Below are 16,324 nucleotides of genomic sequence, written 5' to 3' on the forward strand. Positions count from 1 at the left end.
GAGTGCACCCGACCGGCGGAACCTACTCATGCCACGATGGGCCGATGACTCCGGCTCCACACGACCGCGCATCCACCGCCGGCTCGGCGCGGCCCAGCGCCTACGACAGCTTCGCGCAGGGCTACACCGCGGAGAGCGAGACCAGCCTGCTGACCGCGTATTACAACCGTCCAGCGCTGCTCGAACTCGCGGGCGACATCCACGGTCGGCGGGTTCTCGACGCCGGCTGCGGCGCCGGTCCACTGTTCGACGCACTGCGCGCGCGAGGCGCCGACGTGACCGGCATCGACGCCAGTGCGGGCATGCTGGAACTGGCCCGGCGGCGCCTCGGCCCCGAGGCGGACCTGCGGGTGGCCGACCTCGCCGACCCACTCCCCTTCTCCGACAACACCTTCGACGATGTCGTCGCCTCCCTGGTCCTGCACTACCTCGAGGATTGGGGCCCGACGTTGGCGGAGTTCCGTCGCGTGCTTGCCCCCGGCGGCCGCCTCATCGCCTCGGTCGAGCACCCGTTCGCCAACTTCCTGGCGCAGCGCCTGAACGGGAACGAGACCAACTACTTCCGCACCCGCAACCGGACCGAAGAGTGGACCATGGGCGGACAGACCGCCCACCTGAGCTTCTGGGATCGCCCCTTGCACGCCATGACCGACGCCTTCACCGCCGCCGGCTTCCACATCGACGTCATCAGCGAACCGCCCGCCGCCCCCGCCGCCCGCGACCTGGCCCCCGACCTCTTCGACGAAGCCACAGGCACCCGCTTCCTCTGCTTCCTGTTCTTCGTCCTACACACCAACTGACCCGTACCGGGGCCGCGCGAGGAAGGGGTTCGTATGCGTGATCGACCTGAGGTTCGGACAGCTTCGGGAGTGGTGCGGGGCGAGTGGACGGGTGGGGTCGCGGTGTTCCGTGGCATTCCGTATGCGCGTCCGCCTGTCGGCGCGCGACGATTCGCAGCGCCGGTTCCGGCATTGTCGTGGGACGGGGTCAGGGAGGCAGCGGAGTTCGGTCCTTCGGTGCCGCAAGCCGGTTGTGCCGGTGCGGATTCCGGGGACTGTCTGACGTTGAACGTGTGGTCACCGGATCTCGGTCCCGCTCGACTCCCGGTGCTGGTGTGGATTCATGGGGGCGCATATCGGGAGGGCGGGTCCAGCAACCCGCACCACGACGGCACGCTGCTGGCCGCGGCGGGTGCGGTGATGGTAACGCTGAACTACCGCACGGGATTCGAGGGCTTCGCGCACATCACTGGTGCACCGGACAACCGTGGGATTCTCGATCAGGCGGCCGCGTTGCGGTGGGTACAGGACCAGGTGGCCGTGTTCGGCGGTGACCCGGGCACCGTCACGGTGTTCGGTCAGTCCGCGGGCGCGGGTTCGGTGGCGGCACTGCTCGCCATGCCGATGGCGGCCGGATTGTTTCGGCGGGCGATCGCTCAGAGTGTTCCCGGCACCTACTTCACACCGGATCTGGCCGCGGCGGTATCGGCATCGATCGCCGCGGAAGTCGGTGTGCGGGCCGACGTCGACGAACTGACCCGAATCACGCCGCGCGCCTTGGTCGATGCGACAGACGCGATGGTGCGGCGGATGCCCGAGTTCGTCGATTCCTGGGGTCCCATGGCGCTCACGCCGACCCCGTTCTCCCCGGTCGTCGACGGCGACGTACTGCCCGATACGCCGTGGCGGGCGCTCGCCCACGGGACCGCGCACGATATCGATCTGCTGGTCGGTCACACACGAGATGAGTACCGGCTCTTCAATACTCGCCGCGGCGACACGGTGTCGGATGCGGAGCTGGCGACCACCTTCGGCCGCCTGGCACCCGGTATCGACTACCGCACAGCCTTTCCCGGCGCCACGAACGCCGAGTTGTACGAAACGGTCAACGCCGACTGGCTCTTTCGCATGCCCAGTGTGCGGCTGGCCGACGCACACTCCGTCGGCGGTGGGCGGACTCGGCTCTATGAGCTCTGCTGGAGTTTCCGTCAGGACCAGGGCGCCTCGCACAGCCTCGATGTCTTGCTCGTGTTCGGCACACTCGGCGTGACGGAGGTCCGTGCGCATCCCCGCGCGCACCCGGACGCCGCAGAAGAACTCACCGCCGTAGGCGACGCCATGCGGGCCGATTGGCTGGCCTTCGCCACCACCGGCGACCCGGGCTGGGCCCCATATGATTCGCGGTCCCGCACAACTCGCGTCTACACCGGGGTACCCGAGACCCAGCCGTATCCCGAGGAACCTTCCCGTCGGATCTGGGCCCTGCATCCCTTCGCGCCCCTCGATCTGAGGAGCAGCTGATCGTGGCGGTGGTTATCGGGGTGGGGGCTGCGGGGTGCGGCCTGGTGGCGCCGGGACCGGTTCTCGAGGGGGCGGGGGCGGTGGGGGTGAATAGGGTTCCACCACAATGGCTTTCGGCGGGTTCTCTACTGGTCCCGCGTCTGTCGGCGTGTATGGGGCTGGGTGTTTGGGGCTGCTGTCGGTGGGCTGGGCCGGGTAGGACGACATCGGGGTGGATTCCATAGTGCCGACCTGGGTCCTCGGGCCAGGCAGATCTGTGGCCGCCGCCCAGGGGTCGGTGGACGCGCGCCGGTCGATGAGGGTGGTCGTCGAACCGTCGGACCGGTACTGATAGGCCTCGGTGCTCGGGTACTGGGTGATCTGCCCGCCCGCGACGACCTCGCCGCCTTTACGGGTGATCGTCATGTCACCGTCGACGTGTGCCACCGGTTTGGCGATCTCCGGGGCGTAGGGGTCGACCGCGGAGTACTGCACCTTCAATGAACCGTCCGCGCCTTGAGCCACCCGGACGTCGGGCACTCCGGCACCGGCTTGCCTGCCGTCGACCGACACCGTCGGGTTCTGCCGGGCGATCAGCAGGCCGTTCTCCATGTCGACATACAGCGACACCCGCGACGCCTCGGCCGCCGCGTCGGCGGAGGGGCCGCGGTTGTCTCCGCGCATCGGATAGACCAGGCGGCCCTCGAGCCAGTCATTGATATTGAGGGCGATATTGTTCACCTCGTCCGTCGGGATGTACATGTTCTGCCGGTACAGACCGGCACCGGTGACCGGGTCGAACCGCACCGCCACGATATTGGCGTCAACGCCTTGGTATTTGGGGTCGTAGGTGTGCCGATCGAGGGCTTCGGCCATCCGCCAGTCGTTCTCCGACACCGGATCTCGGTGGTAGACGGCACGGAACGCGGCGATCTGGTTGGCGCGTTTCTGTTCGTCCGTGCGTTGTATCGGCGCGACCGCGGCGAACTCGACGTTCAACGTGATGCGAATACCTGCCAGCTCCTGCTGGATTCGGCTATCGGCGGCCGAGACGGCATCGGCGGCCGCGACGATCCGCCGTTCCCAGTCGGCGCGGGTGAGCTCTCGATCCGGCGCGGGCACGATGCCCGCTGGGTGATAGACCGAAATCGGGACTGCGACGAACATGCCGCCCCCGCTCGGCACCACGAAGCCCGCGCTCTCCGCGCCGGAGATCAGACCGCGCGCGGAGTTCAACGGCGCGTGGATATCCCAGTAGCCCTGTTCGAGCCGGCGCGCCGCGTCTTCCAAGGCATCGACAAGTGAGAATGCCTTCTTACGGTCGCCGACAGCGCGGTCGTGCGCTGCCTCGGCCGCCTTACCCCGCCAGTCGACATCGGTGACGGAGGTGACGTAGCGGTCGAACAATCCCTCGATCTTCGCGCCGCATTCCCGGAACTCGCGTGCGATGGTCAGCAGCGGCTGCGGGTCGTATTCGTCGAGTTGCCGCCTGGACGGGGTCAGCCTCACCTTGGTGCCCCCCATTCGCCGGATTCCTTGGTGTACGTCGCGGCCAGGATGTCCGCCGCGTTGTCCCCCTCGGCATCCCGGAACGTGACCGTGGCATCGTGCATGAGACCGCTGATCTCGCGCAGCCGCCCCGCCACGGCCGGGATCAAGGCCGTTTCGACATCACCGGCCAGCCCGGTCGCCTCGCCGACCGCGCGCAGCATCTCACCCGAGGAAAACAGCGGCAGCATGCCGTCGTAGATCGCCAGCCCGGCGGCCTCCTCGCTCAATCCGTATAGCAGATTCGACTTCACACGGAGCTTTTCCAGGTCGGCTTCCAACGTCATCGACAACCCCCTTGCGACTCGGGGGACGCGACGCCGGCCGCCCCCCGCTGATATCGAACACGCCGAACGGTATTCACCACGTCGTCCGGCTCGGTCGCCATGCTATCCACGCACACGCCGCTGGTCGGAAATATCTTCCGGATATGTCAATTCGGCCACCCCCTATTTATAAGGTCTTGATCACTATCCGGAGTGCGATGGAAGGGGTTGTGGCGCAGGCGGACCCACATACCGTGCGGACGGGCGGATCATCTTCGCCGCCTCGGCCTGTTCGAGAATATTGGCGCTCCAGCCGACCACCCGACTGGCGGCGAAGGTAGGTGTGAACATCGCGCGGGGAATGCCGCACAGCTCCATCACGACCCCGGCATAGAATTCCACATTCGCGTACAGATGGCGTCCAGGTTTGAGTTCGGCGAGCAATTCGGTGACGCGCCGCTCCACGCTCGTCGCGAATTCGACCAGATCCCCGCCCATCTCGACGGCGATCGACCGGAGCAACCGCGCCCGCGGATCCTCCGTGCGATACACCGCGTGCCCGAAACCCATGATGCGCGCACCACCGGCGATCTTGCCGGTCACCCACTCATCGATCCGCTCAACCCGCCCGATCTCGTCCAACCCCTCGAGCGCCCGATCCGGCGCGCCACCGTGCAGGGGTCCGGAGAACGCCCCGATGCCGGCGATGACAGCCGAAGCGATGTCGGCCCCGGTCGCGGCCACGACCCTGGCCGCGAAAGTGGACGCGTTGAAGCCGTGGTCGATGGTGGCGATCAGATACTGTTCGATCGCCCGTGCCGCTTGGCTTTTCGGCTCCTCGCCGGTCAACAGGTACAGCCAGTTCGCGGCCGCGGACAGGTCCGCGCGAGGCGCCAGCGGCGTGAGCCCGCGGCGTAGCCGGTGCAGAGCCGCCAGCATCGTCGGCGTCACCGCGCAGATCAACAGCGCGTGTTGCTTACGCAGCGCGGGGTCGCAGTCCCACAGCGGCGGCAACTCGCGGATACCCGCCAGCAGCGACAGCGCCGTACGCAACCCAACCATCGGATCGAACCCGGCTGGGGGCGACAACATCGGCAGCAGGTCCGCGGGCAACGCGCGCAGCCGCGCCGTCTCGGCGGTGAACGCGGCCAGTTCCGCGTGCTCGGGCAATCGCCCCTCGAAGAGCAGAAACCACACTTGCTCGAAGGTGCACGCGGTCGCCAGCTCGATCGCGGAGTACTGACGGTAGTGGTAGAAGCCCTCTCGACCGCGCACGTCGCCGAGCCGGGTCTCGGCAGCCACCACGTGGCGCAAACCGGCGGGTACCTCGATCAATTCGTCGTGTGCGTGGATGGCGTTGCTCGTCATGTTCAGACCTCCTCTTGACTGAACTGTGCGAGCATGATGCATTACAGTCAATATTGATCGAGTCAATATAAGCGGGGAAGGGCCAGGTCGTGGCCGAGAAAAGTGACGCACGTTACCTGAGCACCGCCGAGGTGGCGAGCCGGCTCGAGATCAAACCCGCGACGGTATACGCATACGTCAGCCGGGGATTGCTGACCAAGCTCCCGGCGGCGGACCGGCGCGGCAGCCTGTTCCGCGAGGACGAAGTGGCGCGCCTGGCCCGCGGTCGCCGCCGCGGCACGGGCCACCGCAGCACGATCGACGATGTCACGACAGCGATCTCCGCCATCGACGACGACCGCCTCTACTACCGGGACCACGACGTCGCCGAGCTGGTCGCCGTGCACTCGGCAGAATCGGTGGCCGGCCTGTTGTGGACCGGCGAGGCGGTGCCGCAGGAATTCGCCGCGCCCGCACCCATGCTTGCCACCGTGCGCGCCGCGGTGGACGCACTCGACCCCGGGGTGCGGTCGACAGATCGGATGCGGGTCGCGGTCACGGTCGCCAGCGCGAGTGACCCGCTGCGCTTCGACTTGTCCACGCCGGGTGTACTGCGCACCGCACGCATACTCCTCGCGGTCGAGGCGGCCGGTCTCGGTGCCGCCCAACATGATTCGGGCACGCTCGCCGAACGAATCGCGCCGATCCTGACCGAGGAGCCCGTGCCGGCCGAATTGCTCGATACGGCACTGACTTTGCTGGCCGAGCACGGGCTGGCCGTCTCCACCGTCGCCGCTCGGGTCGCGGCGAGTGCGCGTGTGCATCCCTACGCGGTGGTCTCCGCCGGGCTCGGCGCCCTGGACAGCCAATACCACGGCACCGCAAGCACTCTCGCCTACCGGTTCCTGAGCGAGGCAATCGGCGACCCGCTCGGCGCGGCGTCCGAACGGCTCCGTCTGGGCGGCGGGCTGCCGGGTTTCGGGCATCTCGTCTATCGCTCGACCGACCCGCGCGCCGAAATACTGTTGGAGAAGCTCCGCGCAGTGCCGGCAGCCGCTCCCGCGTTCGCCGCGGTCGACACCATCGCCGACCAGCTCGGCGCACCGCACGCCGCGGTCGCGAACATCGACCTCGCACTCGCGGTACTCATGCACGCCTATCGCATGCGTCCCGATGCCGGCGAAACGCTCTTCGCTCTCGCACGCACCATCGGGTGGGTCGCGCACACGCTCGAGGAATACACCGAGCCTCCGCTGCGCTTTCGTCCCACCCGCCGTGGCGGCGCCTATGCGGAGACCGGGAGCATCGCTACTACGTAGGCGACGGGGCGGCCGTCTTGGATGCAGGAGTGTTCGGCGCACTCGGCGAAGCCGAGTTGGCGCACCAGCTGCCTGCTGCGCGCGTTCCATGCCTGGATGACCGCGCGGACCGGGGTCGAGGGGTGGTCGCGGCGCAGTTCGGTCAGCACGGCGCTGCCGAATTGTTTGCCGTGGCCCTTGCCGACCCAGCGCGGGTCCATGCCGACGCCGAGATCGATGATGCCGGGGTCGGCGGCGATGCCGGGCACCCGCGCTTCGGGGCCGGTGCAGAAGAATCCGACGAGGCGGCCGTTACTGGCGTCGGCCACCGCCCGGTAGCCGTCGACGGCGCTGGGTAGCTCGTCGTCACCGGTCAGGTTGTAGATCTGCCACGGTCCGCCGTACTGCCACCCGACCACCTCGCGGGCATCGTCGACGGTCAAGGGACGCACCACCAGGTGATCGGACCATCCAGCGCTCATGTCACGATCGTCTCGCAAACTCGCGGCACATTCGACGCGTTTGCGTTTTCCGGCAGACTCGAGCCCATGCCGGTTCCACCATTAGTAGCACGAACCACCGCCAGGTATCTCGCGTTGGCCGACGCCGAGGCGCCGGGACTGGTCGCAGGTCTGTATCTGGAAGGCTCTGTCGCACTGGACGATTACCGCCCCGACGTGAGTGACATCGATTTCGTCGCCGTCACCGCCGAGCCGCCGGATCCCGCGACGCTCGCCGCACTCGGCCGGGTCCATGCTCGACTCGCCGACCAGCAGCCTCGCCCGTTCTTCGACGGCACCTACCTCACCTGGGACGACCTCGCCGCAGGCCCGGCAACCACTACCGGGCGCCCGGTCATCCTCGAGGGACGCTTCGAGCCGGCGGGCGGGGACCAGAGCCCGGTCACCTGGCACACCCTCGCCCAGAGTGGCGGGCCCGACATAGCGACGATCGATGTGTGGACCGACGCGGCCGCGCTGGCGGCCTGGCAGAACACCAACCTCGACGACTACTGGGCGCGCGGTCTCACCGCCGCGACTCGGTTGCTCAGCAAGAACGGTCTCGGTCTGCTCACCGATTACGGCACGGTCTGGACCGTCACGGGGATCGCGCGGCTGCACTACTCGATCATCACCGACGAGATCACGTCCAAGGACGGTGCGGCGATGTATGCCCGCGAGCACTTCCCGCAGCGGTGGCATAAGCTCATCGATGAAGCACTTCGGTTGCGTCGCAACAGCTCTCAAAGGTCCAGTTACTGGACGCGGTTCGCGCGCCGCCGCGATATCCTCGAGTTCGGGCGCACTGTGATCGCCGATGCGCATGCGGCGTATGCGAGGCGTTACTCAGGCGGGTAGTCGATAACTGTGCGACTCGCACTCGAGTTTCCATGCGGCTCACCGATACCGCAGCGAGTCGATGTGGAAGTCCGTCGAAACCCGGCCGCCCGCAACGCCCTATCCACTGACCGGCGCGACCACCGGGTCCGGATGGGCGGCTCGCGGACCGAATTGCGCTGCCAGAGCGGCCTGTTCGTGCCGGAGCACCGACCAGTTGTGCAAGTAGCCGGGATGGTCGGCTACTTCGAGCAGCACCGCGGCACCGAAAACGCGGTAGGTTCGTGCGGCGCGAACGGTGGTGCGCCCGCCGTGCAGGTTGGCCTGCCCGCGCAGAACGAAAAGGTGAGAGTCGACGTAGACCTGCGTGCCGGGCGCCGGATCGGCCGCGGCAGTCCACCCGTCACGTAACTCCCGTGCCGCGTGTTCCCCTTCGCCGCCGACACGGAAGCGAACCTCCAGCCCGCGCCCGCCCTCCGGCACCGACCAGGACACGTTCAGTCCCGCACCGGACGGGTCCTCCGCGCGGCCCGCCGCGCCGACCGCGATCAACACATAGCCCTGCCCGGCCAGTTCCGCGCACGCCTGGGCGACGTCGTCGAGGTAGGTCTCGCCGGGAAAGGTGAAGTCGTAGTGGTGCATGTCGTTGATGGTGGACAGCACCGCCTCGACCGGAACGCCCTTGGCGACCTCGCGTTCGACCAGCCGCTGCATATCGCCCACGTCGAGCAGGGAATCGGGGGCCTCGGCGGGCTCCTCGAAGAGCCGGTCGGTGTCGCCACGCGCGATCATCACCGATTTCGCCAGGAACCGCGCGGCTCGGGAGCTGACTTGATAGACCGCCTGCACCGGATCGGGATCGTCGCCGCGGCCGAACGTCTCAGCGATCACCCGGCACAGCTCGTCCTCGGCCGGCACGCAGCGCGCGGCGATGTCGTGGGTCTGGTCGCGCAGGGCTTGCACGTCGTCGCTGAAAGGCACCCGCGTCTCCGCGAGAAACAGGTCGATCACCCGGTCGAGCACCATCAGCCCCTCGGCGCCGTGGATCGCGATGTCGAGCACATACGCCAATCGATACGCCCGGACCGCCGCCTCCTGCGCACGTAGCACCGCCGCGCTCGGATAACCCAGTACCGCCGCGACCACATCCGCGTTGTCCATACCCACCTCAGCTCCGCGCGGCCAGGATCGCCGCGAACCCCGACACCGTATCCGGGTGGGTGGTCCGGATCGGAATCCACGACCGATTTCGGGTTTCCGCCGCACCTCTCGAATGCGACACCGCACCCGCGAATCGGGGCATGCTCGACGCGCAGGATGGTGCTACCGCGAATTCGACTGTGGCGGCGGCAGAATGAGAACCGGCGTCGAACAGGGAGTTGATCGATGGAAGAGCGGTCCGCGGTGGTCGCCGTGCCGGAGTCAGTACGTGACGAGCTACGCCGTGGTGTGCGCAGCGTGCTGGTGGACGCGGCGGCGTTGCGGTTGGTGCGCGAACGGTTCGACGACGTGCAGGCCGGGTCGCTGCGGCGATATCTCGAGGCCTCACAGTCGGCGAACACGTTGCGCGCGTATCGAACCGATTGGATCGCCTGGTCGGCGTGGTGTCTGGCCGAGACGAGGCAGGCGATGCCCGCCGACCCGCTCGATGTGGCGGTGTATCTCGCGGCCGCGGCCGACGCGCGCCGCGACACCGGCGGCTGGGCGTTCAGCGCCGCGACGCTGGAACGGAAGTCGGCCGCCATCGCGGCCGTGCACGCCGCCAACGGGCTGCCCTCGCCGACCCGATCCGATGTCGTCCGCCTGACCCTGCGCGGCATCCGGCGCACCCGCCGCACCCAGCCGACCCGCAAACGCCCGGTCCTGTTGCACACTCTCGACCAACTGCTGGCAGGCCTGCCCGAACCCGGCTGGCCCACCGAACCGGCCCGCCGCCGTGACGCGCTCATGCTGCTGGTCGGCTTCGCGGGCGCGCTGCGCCGCAGTGAGCTGGCGGGCCTGCGGGTCGCCGACGTGGAGGTCCGCGTCGATCACGCCACCGGCGAACCGGTGCTGCTTGTGCGCTTGCCGTCGACGAAAACCGACCCCACCGGCGTTGCCGAACAGCGGGTCGCGTTGCCGCGCGGTCAGCGCCCGCACACCTGCCCCGTATGCGCCTTCGCCGATTGGGTGCGGTTGCTCGAAATACACACCGCCGAAGGCACTTCGGGCCTGCGCGCATGGCTCGCCGACGGCGCGGGCACCGATCCGGCACTGCACCGCTGCCACGGCTTCACCGGCACCGCAATGGCCGCCGACCCCGACCTTCCGTTGTGCCCCACCATCAATCGGCACGGCACGATCGCCACGACGCCGATGTCGGGCCGCGCCGTCGCCGAACTCGTCAAACGCTACGCCGCCCGCGCCGGCCTGGACCCCGACCTGTTCTCCGGCCACTCCCTGCGCGCCGGTTTCGCCACCCAGGCCGCCCTCGGCGGCGCCAGCGACCGCGAGATCATGCGCCAGGGCCGCTGGTCCAACCCGCGCACCGTACACGGCTACATCCGCACAGCGAATCCGTTGGAAGACAACGCGGTAACCAAACTCGGGCTGTAGGCGGCATTGTGCGCCCGCGCACCAGATCCGGCCAGATCGGACACCGTGAGCGATATCGACGCCGAGCGCACCATGCTGGAAAGCTGCGCAAGGGCGCCCCGTACGGCAGCGGCCCATCGCGAGTGTGCAGCCACTGGGCACCGGGAAGCGGTCCCACACTCACACCCGAAGAAGCCCCCCGCGCCCGGGGCGAGTCGGTGCCGGTTCGACCGGCCACAGCGGTGCCGTGCCGCGATCTCAGGACGCGTCGCGTGACCGCTGCGCCGGGCGAGCGGCGGTTATGCGACGCAGAACTCGTTGCCTTCCGGGTCGGCCATCGTCACCCACTCGGAGGGGCCTTGTCTGCCCTCGTACAGCACCTTCGCGCCCATGGCGGTCAATCGCTGGACTTCCTCGGCACGCTCGGCGGGATCGACGCGGATGTCGAGGTGCAGGCGGTTCTTCACCGATTTGGCTTCGGGAACCAGCTGGAACAGCACGCGCGGACGGTCCGGGTGCCGGATCGCCGCGCCGACCTTCCATTTCAATTCACCGTTGTGCGTGGTGGTCTGGTCTTCGGTGGCGTGTCCCTGCGCCACCATGCTCCGGATGAAGTCCGCGTCCTGCGGCTCGACCTCCCACCGCAGCGCCTCCGCCCACCAGTCGGCCAGAGTGTGCGGGTCGGCGCTGTCGACGACGACCTGAAATTTGTAACCCATGCCCCGAACCCTAGCCATAGGGTCCGACATGTCCGCTATGCGTCACTCTGGGGGTATGGAGAGAATTGACCGAGCCCACCCAGAAGATCACCGAACGTCATTGGCCCAGATGGCGTTTCGCTCCTATCGGCAAGGCCGTGGCCGGCTATCCGATGGCCATCTCGGAACGCTGGATGCGCCCCATATCGCTGGACGAGATTGCCGCAGAGCCGCACCGCCGAAAGCGAGAAGCGGACATCACCTCACCCAGTGAGACACGGCCGCGCCTGTAGCGTCGTGTAGTGACCACTCCAAAGGCTCGGTCGAGTACCAACAGCGCTGCCGCATACGACACGATCGCGGAGGCGTACGCGGCCGAGAACGCAACCAGCCTCTTGAACGAGTACTACAACCGGCCCGCGATCCGCGAGCTGCTCGGCGATGTACACGGAAAGCATGTATTGGATGCCGGATGCGGTTCCGGTCCGACGCTGGTCGATCTCATCGAAGGCGGAGCCACGGCGGTCGGCCTCGACGGCAGCAGCGCCTTGATCGACATCGCCCGAGATCGCGTCGGGGCGGACACCGAACTGCTCGTCGCTGATCTAGGCGATCCGTTGCCATTCGACGACGAGACTTTCGACGACGTAGTTTGCTCGCTGGCTTTGCACTATCTCGAAGACTGGCACCGACCGCTCGCCGAGATGCGCCGCGTGCTCAAACCAGGCGGTCGCGTGATCCTCTCGATCGAGCATCCGCTCGTGATCTGGTTCACCGAGCGCCAGGATGGAAACAAGACGAACTACTTCACCACCCGCCCTCGGCACGTGACCGACATGGCCGGCGCGGAGGCGGACCTCGTGTTCTGGGACCGCTCACTGTCGACGATGTTCAAGACATTCCTCGAATGCGGATTCCGCGTGACGCATCTCGATGAACCGGGACCGTCTCCCGAAGCGGTCGAACGCTTTCCCGACGTCTTCAAGGATGGAGGCGACCCACGATTCCTCGCGTTTCTGTTCGTAGTCCTGGAAGCATGACCTCCGTCGCCGCGCTGCCAAGACCACGCGCGTATCGCGCCTCCAGCGAGGAACGTCGGCTGCCTGCCGCGGATGGGCGCTCAGACGGGAATGGTTTGTTTGATGAGGAGGGCGCCTGATTGTCGGGTCGTCGGCACCGGGCCTCCGGTGTACATCGCGACGGGGGTGCCGGAACTGTCCACGGCCGTGATCGCCGCGGGCGCGAGCGTTCCGCCGCTGACGACGAGTGTGGGCACTCCGTCCACGTATCGGAGGCTCAGCATGGCCACCTGCTCGGGCTCGATCTCGATCTCGGTGGCCGGGTTCTCGCTCGATTCGGTGTTCTCGCGGTTCGCTTCGTCGGACATGGGGCGATGCCTCCTCCTGGCCGGGCGAGCGCCGACCGATACCCATGGTCCCATGCATGATCGCGCGAGGTTCCGGATCGATTGTGTCCCACGCAAACCGCGCCTCCAGTGGGGCCCGGCAGGCGTCGGGTCGGGTCGAAGCAAGTTGTATCCGAGCCGTCGGTCGCGACTACGAAGGCATTGTGACCTCGCGTGGCGCTTTGTCGAAGCGCAGGCCGCGCCATGAGGGATGTCGTAGTCGTCCGTCGCCGGTCCATTCGGTGAAGCTCACCTCGCCGACGAGTTGGGGTTCGACCCATACAGCATCCGGGACGGGGGCTTCGACTACGGGGGTGTCGCGTTGCAGCAGTTGGAGTTTCGCGCGCAGGTCGGCCAGGATGGCTTGGGTGAATCCGGTTCCGACGTTGCCGATGTAGACCAGTTCGCCGCGGTCGTTGTTGACGGCCATCAGCAGCGAGCCGATCTGGCCCGTGCGTCGGCCTGCGCCCGGCTTCCAGCCGACGACAATGACCTCTTGCTCGCGAATGTTCTTGGCTTTGAGCCACAGTGGGCTGCGGCGCCCGGGTTGGTAGGGGCTGTCGAGGCGTTTACAGACGATGCCCTCGAGGCCGAGGCGGCGCGATTCGTCGAGGACGGCGCCACCCGGACCGGACAGGCGGGGCGGAGTTTGCCAGTGCCGACCGTGGAGGTCGAGTTGTTCCAGTAGTTCGCGTCGCTGCTGATACGGCAGATCGATCAGGGAGCGATCGCCGATGTGGAGCAGGTCGAAAATCATGTAGGTGATCGGAGTGGTGTTTGCCAGGGCACTGACAATGGCGGGGTTGCGTTGATGCATTCGCGGCTGGAGGGCCTCGAACGAGGAGCGTCCGTCGTCGGTCAACGCGACGATTTCACCGTCGATGACGAAGGGCAGATCCGAAGGCGCCAAGGCGGCGAGTTCAGGCCAGGCCGCGGTGATGTCATTGTCGTTGCGCGAGCGAATGCGCAGCTCTTCGGCAATGTAGCTGATGGCGCGGATGCCGTCGAACTTCACCTCATAGTTCCAGCGCGCGTCGTCGTGGGGCACGAGGCCGGCCGTAGCCAGCATCGGCGCATAATGCGGTAGCCCCGCCACTACCGCCTCGTCGCCATCGCCGGTCCTCTCACGAACAGTAACGTTGCTAGACTATTGCTAGAATGATACCGACCGGTCCAACCGACGGTTGTTGTCTGCGCACCGAATTTCGCGAGTTCGAGTGAAGCCGCTATTGAACCCCGGCGTGACGGGCCCGGACTTGACGCAGGAGGTCAGATGACGCCACGAAAGCCGGACATCCTCGCCGACCCGCCTGTCGAACTCACTCGTGAGCAGAAGCAACGCGGGCTGACCAGCGCCCGTAGGGCAGCACGCGAAGCGCAGCAATCCCTCACATTGACGAAGAAGAAGCAATATCGGCGTTATCGCGCGATCGTTGGCGACGCCTATCTCGACTGGCCGCGCTGGAAAGCCGCCTACCTTCGCGAATACAACCGACGGATCAGACTCGAACCCGCGTCGATGAGTCATTACCTGGGCAGCAGCATGGGAAGCCCTTGATCGCGAATCAGGACACCGGCCCATCGACACGGCAAAGGCTCGAGCTACAGCACTCAGGACGATCCCGACGATCAGCGTTTTCGCCGGGCCCGGACATCGCTGGTATCAATGCCGATCGTGGGGTCAGTACCGGAGTTCGCCGGTGTAGTCGCTGGGGTGAACGACGATGTAGTGGGAGTCCCCGATGGACCGGTCTCGGTACGCGATGACCTTGTCCTGCAACCGATTTCATTGCGTGAGCTGCTTCTCGATCAGCTCGGGAGCCTGGGTCCATCGACTCGGGCGGGCGAATCTGAACACGTTCACCACCATGTAGCCGATCTCGTTGCCGTCGATCACGCCGATATCCGCTTACGCCACCATGCACCCATTCGACCGTCCGTCGGGTGTCGGCCTCGTGGACTCTGCGGGAGGCAAGCCACATACTGCTCGGGTGAGCGATCTTGTGGTGCGGACCGAGGGAGCTGGGCCGCCGGTGGCGCTGGTGCACGGCGGCGCGGGCCCGAAATCGACTTGGGCAGGGCTGGATTCACTCGCCGACCGCTGGACGGTGCTGCAGGTGTACCGGCGCGGCTACGACCCGAGCCCGCCCCCGCCCAACGGTCACCAAGACTTCCTGGTCGACGCCGCCGACCTCACCGCGCTCTTCCGCACCCACCGCCCACACGTGGTCGCTCACTCCTACGGGACGCTGGGCGCGGTACTGGCCGCGGCGGCCGACCCGCGTACCGTCCGTTCCCTGACCCTCATCGAACCACCGCTGTATGTCGTCGCCCCCGACGATCCCGAGGTGGTTCATCTCGAACGCCTCGGCGACGCGGTCCTCACCCACGGCCTCGACGCCGACCCGGAGGTGCTGCGCGAATTTCTCGCACTCTCGGGCGCACCCGGCGTCGACGCGGCCCAACTCCCGGACCCGGTGGTCGCCTCCGTCCGTCGCGCATTGGGCGCCCGCCTGCCCGGCGAAGCCCATCCCGACTGGTCCGCGTTGCGCGCCGCCGAAATACCCACCCTGGTAGCTTCCGGCGGGCACACCCCCGCGCTCGAGCGAATCTGCGACGCACTCGCCGAGGTAACACACGCTCAGCGCCTCATCGCCCCCGGCGCAGGCCACTTCGTCGCCGCCGCCCCCGGTTTCGCCGACCAACTCGCCCACTTCCTCGCCGCACACGACGCCCGATAGGAGCCCGACCCGCGACGCGAGCCCCAGCACCGAGCCGGTCACCCGATCAGGAGGAAACTACGGCGGCATCCGCCGAGAAGCCCCCGCCACCAGTTCCCCCTGATCAACCGCCCAGCGCGTCGAGCGCGCGTGTCGCGCCACACGAGCGAGTAGACGCCCGCCGCGTGCCGCAGAGCGCGCGGCACGAACGCGCGGCGGGCGCGCCGCGTACCGCGAAGAGGGCGGAGCGCAAGAGGGCACGGCGCTGTGCGGCGCACCGAGCGTCTGATGCAGAGCGCACGCCCAATAAGGCCCGGAGCCTATGGCACAGGGGCGGGCACGCGCCTCGACAATGGCCCCCTGGCGCGAGGCGCGCATGCCCCCGGGGCAGGGCGCGCATGCCCCCTGGCGCGAGGCGCGCATGCCCCCTGGCGCGAGGCGCGCATGCCCCGGGGCAGGGCGCGCATGGCCCATGGGGCGAGGCGCGCATCACCCACGGGGCAAGGCACAGAATGCATGACGATGTGCAGAGCACGGGTATACCGCGAGACGAAACGTGCGTGGCACCACCGCAACGGAGAACGCGCGCCGCATACGGCGCACGACGCCGCCCCGAAGCACCGCCCCGAAGCACCGCCCACGGTATCGACACCAGGCTTCGCCGACAGCGACCCCACATCCCCGCAGCCCAATCCCCTGCGCCCCAACCCCTCCCACGTCACCCGCAAGGGCGGGAACCGGCACCAACCGGCAAAGACTGAAGCAGAAAGAACGGGATCATCGGCCCACCAAGGGCCGGAAGCGAAAGGGATTCTTCCCTTTCCGGTATCTATTTTATATCGCACCCCCGGT

The 16,324-nt window shown here is 67.6% G+C and carries 17 protein-coding genes; 9 read left to right on the plus strand and 8 right to left on the minus strand.

Translation table 11 applies throughout. The annotated features are described in order from the left end of the window. Nucleotides 1–44 precede the first annotated feature (44 nt). Both F5X71_RS18070 and F5X71_RS18075 read left to right on the plus strand, forming a co-directional pair. Complete coding sequence (locus F5X71_RS18070; RefSeq protein WP_167463081.1) at nt 45–800, plus strand: class I SAM-dependent methyltransferase; 756 nt, start codon at nt 45–47, stop codon at nt 798–800. A gap of 33 nt (nt 801–833) precedes the next feature. Further along, the gene (locus F5X71_RS18075) at nt 834–2,300 is read left to right on the plus strand and encodes a carboxylesterase/lipase family protein (RefSeq protein ID WP_167463082.1); all 1,467 of its coding nucleotides are present in this window, start codon (nt 834–836) and stop codon (nt 2,298–2,300) included. Nucleotides 2,301–2,312: 12 nt separating this feature from the next. On the opposite strand, the gene F5X71_RS18080 is transcribed toward F5X71_RS18075, so the two are convergent. From F5X71_RS18080 to F5X71_RS18090, 3 genes are all read right to left on the minus strand, one after another. After that, on the minus strand, nt 2,313–3,803 hold the full coding sequence (locus F5X71_RS18080; protein WP_167463083.1) for a WXG100 family type VII secretion target: 1,491 nt from the start codon (nt 3,801–3,803) through the stop codon (nt 2,313–2,315). Next, complete coding sequence (locus tag F5X71_RS18085; protein WP_167463084.1) at nt 3,785–4,114, minus strand: hypothetical protein; 330 nt, start codon at nt 4,112–4,114, stop codon at nt 3,785–3,787. Before F5X71_RS18085 ends, F5X71_RS18080 begins: the two co-directional genes overlap by 19 nt. A 183-nt stretch (nt 4,115–4,297) precedes the next feature. After that, nucleotides 4,298–5,461, minus strand: a complete 1,164-nt coding sequence (locus F5X71_RS18090; protein ID WP_167463085.1) for a citrate/2-methylcitrate synthase — start codon at nt 5,459–5,461, stop codon at nt 4,298–4,300. 89 nt (nt 5,462–5,550) lie between these two features. Between F5X71_RS18090 and F5X71_RS18095 the strand changes: the two genes are divergently transcribed. After that, complete coding sequence (locus F5X71_RS18095; RefSeq protein ID WP_167463086.1) at nt 5,551–6,759, plus strand: citrate synthase; 1,209 nt, start codon at nt 5,551–5,553, stop codon at nt 6,757–6,759. Here F5X71_RS18095 and F5X71_RS18100 read toward each other — a convergent pair. Beyond that, nucleotides 6,726–7,220 carry a GNAT family N-acetyltransferase gene (locus tag F5X71_RS18100; protein ID WP_167463087.1) on the minus strand — a complete coding sequence of 165 codons (495 nt, stop codon included), beginning with the start codon at nt 7,218–7,220 and terminating at the stop codon, nt 6,726–6,728. The two genes, F5X71_RS18095 and F5X71_RS18100, sit on opposite strands and share 34 nt — an antisense overlap. A gap of 66 nt (nt 7,221–7,286) precedes the next feature. Here F5X71_RS18100 and F5X71_RS18105 point away from each other — a divergent pair, with 66 nt between their 5' ends. Beyond that, on the plus strand, nt 7,287–8,096 hold the full coding sequence (locus F5X71_RS18105) for an aminoglycoside adenylyltransferase domain-containing protein (RefSeq protein WP_167463088.1): 810 nt from the start codon (nt 7,287–7,289) through the stop codon (nt 8,094–8,096). 99 nt (nt 8,097–8,195) lie between these two features. Here the strand turns inward: F5X71_RS18105 and F5X71_RS18110 are convergent, their stop codons facing one another. After that, nucleotides 8,196–9,242 (minus strand): hypothetical protein, encoded by a 1,047-nt coding sequence (locus F5X71_RS18110; RefSeq protein ID WP_167463089.1) that lies wholly within the window; start codon nt 9,240–9,242, stop codon nt 8,196–8,198. A 219-nt stretch (nt 9,243–9,461) separates the two neighbouring features. Between F5X71_RS18110 and F5X71_RS18115 the strand changes: the two genes are divergently transcribed. Further along, entirely contained in the window at nt 9,462–10,670 is a 1,209-nt protein-coding gene (locus F5X71_RS18115; RefSeq protein WP_167463090.1) for a site-specific integrase, read from the plus strand. Nucleotides 10,671–10,948: 278 nt separating this feature from the next. Here F5X71_RS18115 and F5X71_RS18120 read toward each other — a convergent pair whose 3' ends face one another. Then, a complete protein-coding gene (locus tag F5X71_RS18120; RefSeq protein WP_167463091.1) occupies nt 10,949–11,368 on the minus strand; it encodes a VOC family protein in 420 nt (139 codons plus the stop codon). Between the two features lie 65 nt (nt 11,369–11,433). Here F5X71_RS18120 and F5X71_RS18125 point away from each other — a divergent pair, with 65 nt between their 5' ends. Together F5X71_RS18125 and F5X71_RS18130 are read left to right on the plus strand one after the other, a co-directional pair. Beyond that, complete coding sequence (locus F5X71_RS18125) at nt 11,434–11,640, plus strand: hypothetical protein (protein WP_167463092.1); 207 nt, start codon at nt 11,434–11,436, stop codon at nt 11,638–11,640. A gap of 9 nt (nt 11,641–11,649) precedes the next feature. Beyond that, nucleotides 11,650–12,387: a class I SAM-dependent methyltransferase gene (locus F5X71_RS18130; RefSeq protein WP_167463093.1), complete on the plus strand. Its 738-nt coding sequence runs from the start codon at nt 11,650–11,652 to the stop codon at nt 12,385–12,387. An 80-nt stretch (nt 12,388–12,467) separates the two neighbouring features. On the opposite strand, the gene F5X71_RS18135 is transcribed toward F5X71_RS18130, so the two are convergent. Both F5X71_RS18135 and ligD read right to left on the minus strand, forming a co-directional pair. After that, nucleotides 12,468–12,734: a hypothetical protein gene (locus F5X71_RS18135; RefSeq protein WP_167463094.1), complete on the minus strand. Its 267-nt coding sequence runs from the start codon at nt 12,732–12,734 to the stop codon at nt 12,468–12,470. 169 nt (nt 12,735–12,903) lie between these two features. Continuing rightward, nucleotides 12,904–13,821 (minus strand): non-homologous end-joining DNA ligase, encoded by a 918-nt coding sequence (gene ligD / locus F5X71_RS18140; RefSeq protein WP_167463095.1) that lies wholly within the window; start codon nt 13,819–13,821, stop codon nt 12,904–12,906. 204 nt (nt 13,822–14,025) lie between these two features. Between ligD and F5X71_RS18145 the strand changes: the two genes are divergently transcribed. Both F5X71_RS18145 and F5X71_RS18150 read left to right on the plus strand, forming a co-directional pair. Beyond that, entirely contained in the window at nt 14,026–14,310 is a 285-nt protein-coding gene (locus F5X71_RS18145) for a hypothetical protein (RefSeq protein ID WP_167463096.1), read from the plus strand. Nucleotides 14,311–14,743: 433 nt separating this feature from the next. After that, nucleotides 14,744–15,493, plus strand: a complete 750-nt coding sequence (locus F5X71_RS18150) for an alpha/beta fold hydrolase (RefSeq protein ID WP_238815305.1) — start codon at nt 14,744–14,746, stop codon at nt 15,491–15,493. Nucleotides 15,494–16,324 lie beyond the last annotated feature (831 nt).

This window comes from Nocardia brasiliensis (genome assembly GCF_011801125.1).
Classification (GTDB): domain Bacteria; phylum Actinomycetota; class Actinomycetes; order Mycobacteriales; family Mycobacteriaceae; genus Nocardia; species Nocardia brasiliensis_C.